Origin of the sequence: Burkholderia sp. E168m15, assembly GCF_016586105.1 — a bacterium.
In the GTDB taxonomy this organism is placed as follows: domain Bacteria; phylum Pseudomonadota; class Gammaproteobacteria; order Burkholderiales; family Burkholderiaceae; genus Burkholderia; species Burkholderia orbicola.
The window spans coordinates 41,447-48,764 of sequence record NZ_BCPO01000031.1 but is presented as its reverse complement, the minus strand read 5'-3'; the positions used below and the strand labels follow the sequence as shown (position 1 = coordinate 48,764).

Sequence of the window (7,318 nt, the reverse complement as noted above, 5' to 3'; positions counted from 1 at the left end):
GGCGCGCCGAGCGCAACGCACACGTGGCCGCTCGCGGTCGCGCGGCTCGTCGCGAACGCGGCACGCGCCGCCCAGCGTGCCGACGCGGACGGCGCACCGGCACGTCGCGCGAGGTCACCGATGCGGCGCGCGAAGCCTTCCGCGAGCGCAATGCCGAAATCGGCCGGCTCGGGCAGCCGCGCGACGAGACCGCCGGTGAATTCGAGCATGTCGTCGGATGCGGTCATGCGCGGCCCCCTTCCATCATCCGGTCGAGTGCGTCGACGAGCGCGCGGGCGGGCCGCCGCGCATGCACGCCGGCCGGCTCGCCGCCGCTGCGCCAACCTGGCCGCACGCCGCGCACGAACAGGTACAGGTAACCCGCGATATGCGTGTCGTAGTCGTAATCCGGCAACCGGCCGCGCAGATAGCGATGCAGCGCGACCGTATAGAGCAGCGCCTGCAGGTGATATGCGTGATCGGCCATCGCGACGTCGAGCGCGCGCGGGCCATAGGCGTCCGGCGTCGTGCCGAGGTGGTTCGACTTCCAGTCGACGATCCAGAAACGGCCGTCGTGTTCGACGATCATGTCGATGAAACCCTTGATGAAACCGGCGAGCGTGCCCGCCTCCAGTGCAACGTCCGGATAACCGTGCGCGACCAGCAGCCGGCGCAGCGCCAGCAGGTCCAGCGACGGCGCCGGAAACAGGAAACCCATTTCGTCGAGCCGCTTCGCCGGATCGAGATCGACGAGCCGCATGCCCGGCACGAGCTCGGTGTGCACGACGTCGTCGACGAGCCGCACCATCATCGCCGGCAGACGCGCCGCAAGCGCCGGCTCGGCCTCGACCGGCCGGTCGTGCAGCGCGCCGAGCGCGGCCGCGTGCCACGATTCGGGCTCCGTGAACCGGCTGAGTTCGAACAGGCGGTGCAGGCATTCGCCGGCCGCCGCGCCGCGCGGGAACACGAGGATGTCGTCGTCCGGCGGGTCGGTCGCAACCGTATCGGCGAATATCAGTTCGCCGTCCGGCGTCACCGCGGCGAGCGCATCGTGATCGGGCCGCAGTTCGTCGTCGGGCACGGCGGCGACGCCCGCCTCCTCGCGCGCCATCGACGCGGTCAGCGAGCTGAAGCTCGCCAACCGCCACGCATCGCGCAGCACGCGCGTCGCATGGCGCGCCGCGAGCGTCTGCGACGCGTCGTGCCCGGCCGCGAGACGCTCGCGGCGCGCGGGCACGGGCAGCGGCGCGACGCTCACGGGACCGCCCGCGAGCGCGCGCCATGCCGCCTCGAGCGCGGCTTCGTCGGGCGGCTCGTCGAGCCACGCATCGAACGCATGGCCGGCACCGGCGACGAGCCAGTTGAGCACGCTACGCCGCGCTTCGCGCGTCGAACGCGACGACAGGTAGGGCCCGGCGACGACATAGCAGCGATACACCGCGCGCGTGAGCGCCACGTAGACGAGCCGCGCGCGCTCCGCGGCCTGCTCGCGCAGCGCCTGCCGCGCCGCGTGCGCGGCCGCTTCGTCGTCGCATCCGTAATGCAGCACCGCATCGCCCGCGTCGTCGTGATATTCGCGCGCATCGGGAAGCGCGGAAGACGGCGGCTCGCGTAGCCCGCCGTCGTTGAGGAACGGACAGAACACGACCGCGTATTCGAGCCCCTTCGACTTGTGCACCGTGACGATCTGCACGAGGTTGCGATCGGATTCGAGCCGCAGTTGCGCTTCCTCGCCGCCGCCGTCGAGCCGTTGCGCGGCGAGCCAGCGCAGCGTCGGCGCGATACCCGGTTGCGCGGATGCCCGCGCCTGCGTCAACTCGGCCAGATGGTTGATGTCGGTCACGCGGCGCTCGCCGTCCGCACCGGCCATCAGCCGTTCGGCGATCCGCAGCTCGCGCGTGAACGTGCGCCACATCACCGCGAAGCCGCGTTCGCGCCACAGCAGCCGATACCGCGAGAAGCGCTCGACCCAGCTCATCGCGTCCGCACTGTCGGCCGCCGACGCGCCGGGTGGCGCATCGCCGTCGCCCTGCTCCATGCGCCACAGCGCGCCGGCATCGAGCCCGAACCAGTCGGACGCGAGCGCCGCGCGCAGACGCCGCAGGTCGCCCGGCGCATCGATCGCCGCCAGCACGCGTTCGAGCTGTTCGGCGTCGCCGGTCGAGAACACCGACGCCTGCGCCAGCTCGACGCTGCCGATGCCCCACGTCGCGAGCACGCGCTTCACGAGGCTGCCCTGCCGGTGCGTCTGCACGAGCACCGCGATGTCGCCCGGCGACAACGGCGACTCTCCCAACCGCACACGCCCTTCACGCGCGCCGCGCATCAGCCGCGCGATCTCGGCCGCGCAGGCCTGTGCAGCCTGCGCCTGCGCATCGCGCTTGAGCAGCGTACCTTCGCCGCCCGGCAGCGCCCACACCCGGAAATCGCCGGCCGGGCCCGGATCGGTCTCGTCGACGAACGGCGCACGCACACGCGTGCCGGCGCGCACCGCGTAATAGTCGAGCCCGTCGAGCACGAACGCGCGCGGATTCGACAGGAAGAAGCGGTTGCACGCGTCGACGATCGCAGGCGTCGAGCGCTGGTTGACCGCGAGCGTGTAGCACGCGCTCGCCCGTGCGCGCGCGGCGAGATAGGTATGCAGGTCGGCCGCGCGGAAACTGTAGATCGCCTGCTTCGGATCGCCTACGAGAAACAGCGGGCCGCGCGGCGCGAAGATCCGGTCGAAGATCGCGAACTGCAGCGGATCGGTATCCTGGAACTCGTCGATCAACGCGGCCGGATAGCGCGCGCGCAGCGTCTCGGCGAGCCATGGATGCGCGTGCAGCGCGTGATACAGGTTCGCGAGCAGGTCGTCGAACGACACGACGCGTCGCGTGCGCTTGCGCTCGGCCAGCTCGCCGGGCGCCATGTCGAGCCATTCGGCGATCAGCGCGAGCCAGCGCGCGCGCTGCGCAGCCTCGGCTGCGGCCACGGCCGCTTCGAGCGCGTCGGCCACGTCGAAGAACGCATGTGCGGGTGTCGCACCGCCTTTTTTGGTCGCCTTCGTCAGCGCGGTTTGCGTGAGCTTCAGCGCGGCTTTCGGCAGCGCGGCCGTCGCGTCGCCCTGCTCGAAATGCACGGCCCACGCGGCAAGCGCATCGGCAACCGCGTCGGGCTTGTGCGAGCGTTGATTCAGCACGGGCTGCGCGGCGCGCAGCAACGCATCGATCGCGTCGCGCTCGGCCGCCCACATCCGCGCCGCCTCGGCGAAGCATTCGGCCGCCGCCGCTTCGGCTGATTCGTCCGGCTCGGTCACGCCATCCCAGCGCAGCGCGGCGAGCGGCTTCTTCAGCCGGCGTGCAAGCTGTGCATCAAGCGCGGCCGGGCCGGCGCCCGATTCGACGAGCCAGGTCGCGAAGCCCGGCCAGCGCGCGGCCGCCGGTTCGACACGCGTGCGCCAGAAATCCGCCGCGAGTTCGAAGCGCAGCGACGCATCGTCGGCCTCCATGTCGAACGCGAACGGCATCGCGGCCGCGAACGGCGCTTCCTGCAGTGCACGCTGGCAGAACGCGTGGATCGTATGGATCGCCGCCTGGTCGAACGCGCGCAGCGCGCGCCGGATCCGCTTCGCGGCCGTCCCGGAGTCGAGCGCGCCGTCGTCGCCGAGGGTGGTCTCCAGCAGGCGCGCGATGAACGGATCTCCGCCGTCGTCACCCGTGTCGAGCGCATGCGCAAGCTGCGCGAGCCGGCTGCGAATCCGCTCGTGCAGCTCGGCCGTCGCCGCTTTCGTGAAGGTCACGACGAGGATCTCGTCCGCGCCGAGATCCTTTTCGAGCAGCAGACGCACGTACAGCGCGCAGATGTTCCAGGTCTTGCCGGTGCCGGCCGACGCCTCGATCTGGTTGACGCCGTCGAGCGGGCACGCGAATACGTCGAGTTCGAGCGCCTGCTGCTGCGACACGGCGCTCATGCGACCTCCTTCAGATGCTCGACGAGCGGCTCGAACACGAGTCGCGCAAGCGTGCCGAACGGCTCGTCGAGCGACGGATGCGCGCCGCGCCACGCGATCGCGATGGCCGGGTCGTCGGCTTCGCTCACGACCCGCTCGTTGATCCACACGCTCGCGGCCTTCGCCTCGCCGTCAGATACCCGCGCCCACGCACTGCGCGGGAAAAACCGCAGCGGCATGCGCCGCCCCGCGCGAAACAGCGCGGCCAGCGGCGCGAGCCGTTCGAGCGGCGCCGCGACGGGCGTCAGCTCGAACGCACCGCCGCTGCCGAACCACAGCGTGCGGCGCGGGCCGCCGGGCTCGATCGCACAGTAGACGAGATGCGCGAGCCACGCGGACAGGTAATCGCGCGCGCTCGGCCGCGCATAGCGGTAGATGACCTGCCCGGCCGGCGTCAGCCGGTTCAGCGTGCCGTGCAATTCGAGCGGCGCGCTCACCGCGTCGGCCGCCAGCATCGCGTCGTCGGCGCCGAACAGCGCCTGCTCGGTGTCGGGCCACTTCGGTGCGACGATGAGCGAGAACGGCCGCCGCTCGATCCCGTCGGCCAGCGCACGGCGCACGTTCGACGCAAGCTGCGTCATCGAACCGAGCGCCTGGTCGCGCCACACCGCCCCCGTCGCGCCGCCGGGCAGTTCGGGGCTCGCGTCCGCAATGCGCAGCGCGTGATCGTGCACGCCACCCTCGCCCGCTTCGATCAGGAGCGGCAGCACGCGCTCGGCCAGCGCGTCGCTGCCGGCAAAGTCCAGCGCGAATGGCTCGGTATCGAGTAGTTCGGCCTGTGCGTCGGCGAGCACGATGCCGAGCCGGCCGCGTAGCAACGCACGCGCCGGATGCCGCCAGAAGCGTTCGAATTCGCTGAACGCGACGGGCTCGACCGGCTCGGCCGGCAGCGGCTGCGCGAAGAACGGCTGCTCGCGCGGCTCGCCGCGCGACGCTTCGGCGGCCAGCAGCGACGCGAGTGTCGCCCGCTCGGCGTCGTACGACACGAGTTCGCTGCCCGGCTGGAAATACGCGGCCGCGAACGGTTGCAGCGGATGCTCGACGATGAACGCGCGCCGCGCGGCATCGACCGCATCCGGTGCGGCGCCGAGCCCGGCCGTGACGATCGCCAGATGATCGAGCAGCTCGTCGACGAGCGCCGCGGGCGGCAACGGCGCATTGTCGCGGATGCTGCGGCCCGTATAGGCGATCAGCAACCGGTCGCGTGCGGCGAGCAACAGGTCGAGAAACAGATTGCGCTCGTCGTCGCGACGCTGCCGGTCGCCCAGCTTCGGCAGCACGGCCATCAGGTCGAATTCATCCGCGCGCGCGAGACTCGGCAGCACGCCGTCGTCCATCCCGAGCAGGCAGACGACGCGATACGGCAGGCCGCGCAAGCTCGTCAGCGACGAGAACGTGACGCCGCCCCACGGCACCCCGCCGCGGGCCGGATCGTCGAGCGCCGCGGTGAGCCCCGCGCGCACGACGGCCGCCGGCAACGCCTCGTCCGGCGCACCTTCCGTCATCGCGGCCAGCATCGCGTCGAGCGCGTCGCGCACGCCGGCCAGCGCATCCGCATACGCGGCGCCCGAATCGAAGAAGCGCGCGAGCGTGTCGGCAAACAGCTCGCTCCAGCCGCGCGGCGTGTGCGACTCGGCGAGCCGCCGCGCGAAGCCGTCGAGATCGTCGGTGAAGCGTGCGAGCCGGCCGAGCAGTTCGGCCTCGCTGCCGGTGGCCGCCTCGATCGGCAACCACGCGCCGATCGGCGCCGCCCCTTCGGGCATCGCATAGCCGAGAAAGAGCCGCGCGAGCGCATCGGAGAACGTATGGCGCGGCGCGGGCACGGCCGCGTCGTCGCTCGCGAGCGGCGACAGCCCGCGCCGCGCGCCGGCGGCCGCGAGCCAGGTCTGCACGGTTTCGAGCGCGGCCGCGTCGATGTCGTAGCGAGCGGCCACCGCATCCACGCGCAGCCATTCGACCAGCTCCGGCGCGCCGACCTGCCGTTCCGGCAACGCGAGCCAGTCGAGCAGCACGCGCGCGACCGGGTTCGCCTGCGACGGCGGCAGGCCGGTGATCCGGTACGGCACCCGCGCGCCGCCGGCGCCGGCCGTGCCGAACACCGCGTCGATCAGCGGCCCGGCCGCGGCGAGATCGGCGACCGCGACGAGCACGTCGGACGGCTGCAGGCTCGTATCGGCGTCGAACCAGGCAAGCAGCCGGTCGTGCAGCACCTCGAGCTGGCGTGCGAGGCTGTGGCACACGTGCACCTCGATCCCCCGCTCGACCGGCGTGTCGCCGATGTCGGCTTCCGGCTGCAATTCGAGGATCGCGTTCTGCACGCGCGCGAGCCAGGTGGGTGCGGGATTCTCGACGAAACGCGACGCATCGCCCGACGCGGCGCTTTCGGTCAGTTCGTGCAGCATGTGCAGTTGCGCCTGCGTCTGCCTGCCCCATTCGGCGAGCAGCGGATGACCGACTTCCTGGTAGTCGCGCCGCCCGGCCGCATCGAGCGCCTCGGCATGCGCGGCGGTCACGATGTCGAACCAGAATTCGCGGCACGGGTTCAGCGCGTAGACGCGCACGTCGATCCAGCGCGACAGTTCGCGCAACAGCGCGACGTGCAGCGGCGGCATCGTCGGCAGCGCGAACACGCTGACCGATTCGGGCCAGTCGGCCCGCGCGACCGCGTCGGCATCGAGATGGCGCGCTTCGACGAGGAAGCGGTGTGCCGGCGGCGTGCCGCTGTCGCTCAGCTCGGCGAGCAGCGCACGCCACAGCGCAGCCTGCCAGCGCTCGTCGTCGCGCGCGGCGTCGCTGATCCCGCGCGGTGCGGCGTCGCCCGCGAGCACCGATTCGCCGGCCTGCCACGCGGCCAGCCATTCGGGGCGGTAGGTCAGATAGTGATCGAGCACGGCCGCGACGCGATGGGCCAGTTCGTAGCGCATCGCATCGTCGGAAGCCGACAGATACGCGGCGAGCCGCGGCGACGCGAGCCACGGCGCACCATCGGCCGCCTGCGCGAACAGCCGGTAGCAGCGCCACACGAGCCGGTCGGGCGCGAACGGCGAGCGCGCGGGCACCGTCAGCACGCGGCCGATCTGCGCCCACAGCCACTGCGCGAGATAGGTGAACTCGACGTTCGCGCACACGCCATTGCGCGCGGCGATGTCGAGCTCGAGACGGCGGCGCAGCGCCGCGCTCGGCACGATGACCTGTTGCGGCGCCCACGGGCCGTTGCGGGCCGGGAACGCGGTCAGATCCTCGAGCAGCGCGTCGGCCAGCGTTTCGTGACGGTTCGAATAGAAGAGATGGAGCATGAGGCGGGCGTCGGAACCTCGCACCGACGGGGCCGGGCGAACAGGATGACCA

At 71.9% G+C, this 7,318-nt stretch carries 3 protein-coding genes; all 3 read right to left on the bottom strand.

Going from position 1 to position 7,318, the window contains the following annotated elements; genetic code table 11:
* On the bottom strand, window positions 1–227 hold a 227-nt coding region (locus JMF86_RS05690; protein WP_201316786.1), incomplete at its 3' end, for a hypothetical protein.
* Complete coding sequence (gene recB / locus JMF86_RS05685) at window positions 224–3,931, bottom strand: exodeoxyribonuclease V subunit beta (RefSeq protein WP_011694239.1); 3,708 nt, start codon at window positions 3,929–3,931, stop codon at window positions 224–226. The genes JMF86_RS05690 and recB, both read right to left, overlap by 4 nt.
* Complete coding sequence (recC, locus tag JMF86_RS05680; RefSeq protein WP_011545014.1) at window positions 3,928–7,266, bottom strand: exodeoxyribonuclease V subunit gamma; 3,339 nt, start codon at window positions 7,264–7,266, stop codon at window positions 3,928–3,930. Before recC ends, recB begins: the two co-directional genes overlap by 4 nt.
* Between the last annotated feature and the right edge of the window lie 52 nt (window positions 7,267–7,318).

Bases quoted from the DNA above. Each gene is read 5' to 3' on its own strand.
- recB (WP_011694239.1), bottom strand. From the start codon at position 3,931: ATGAGCGCCGTGTCGCAGCAGCAGGCGCTCGAACTCGACGTATTCGCG.
- recC (WP_011545014.1), bottom strand. From the start codon at position 7,266: ATGCTCCATCTCTTCTATTCGAACCGTCACGAAACGCTGGCCGACGCG.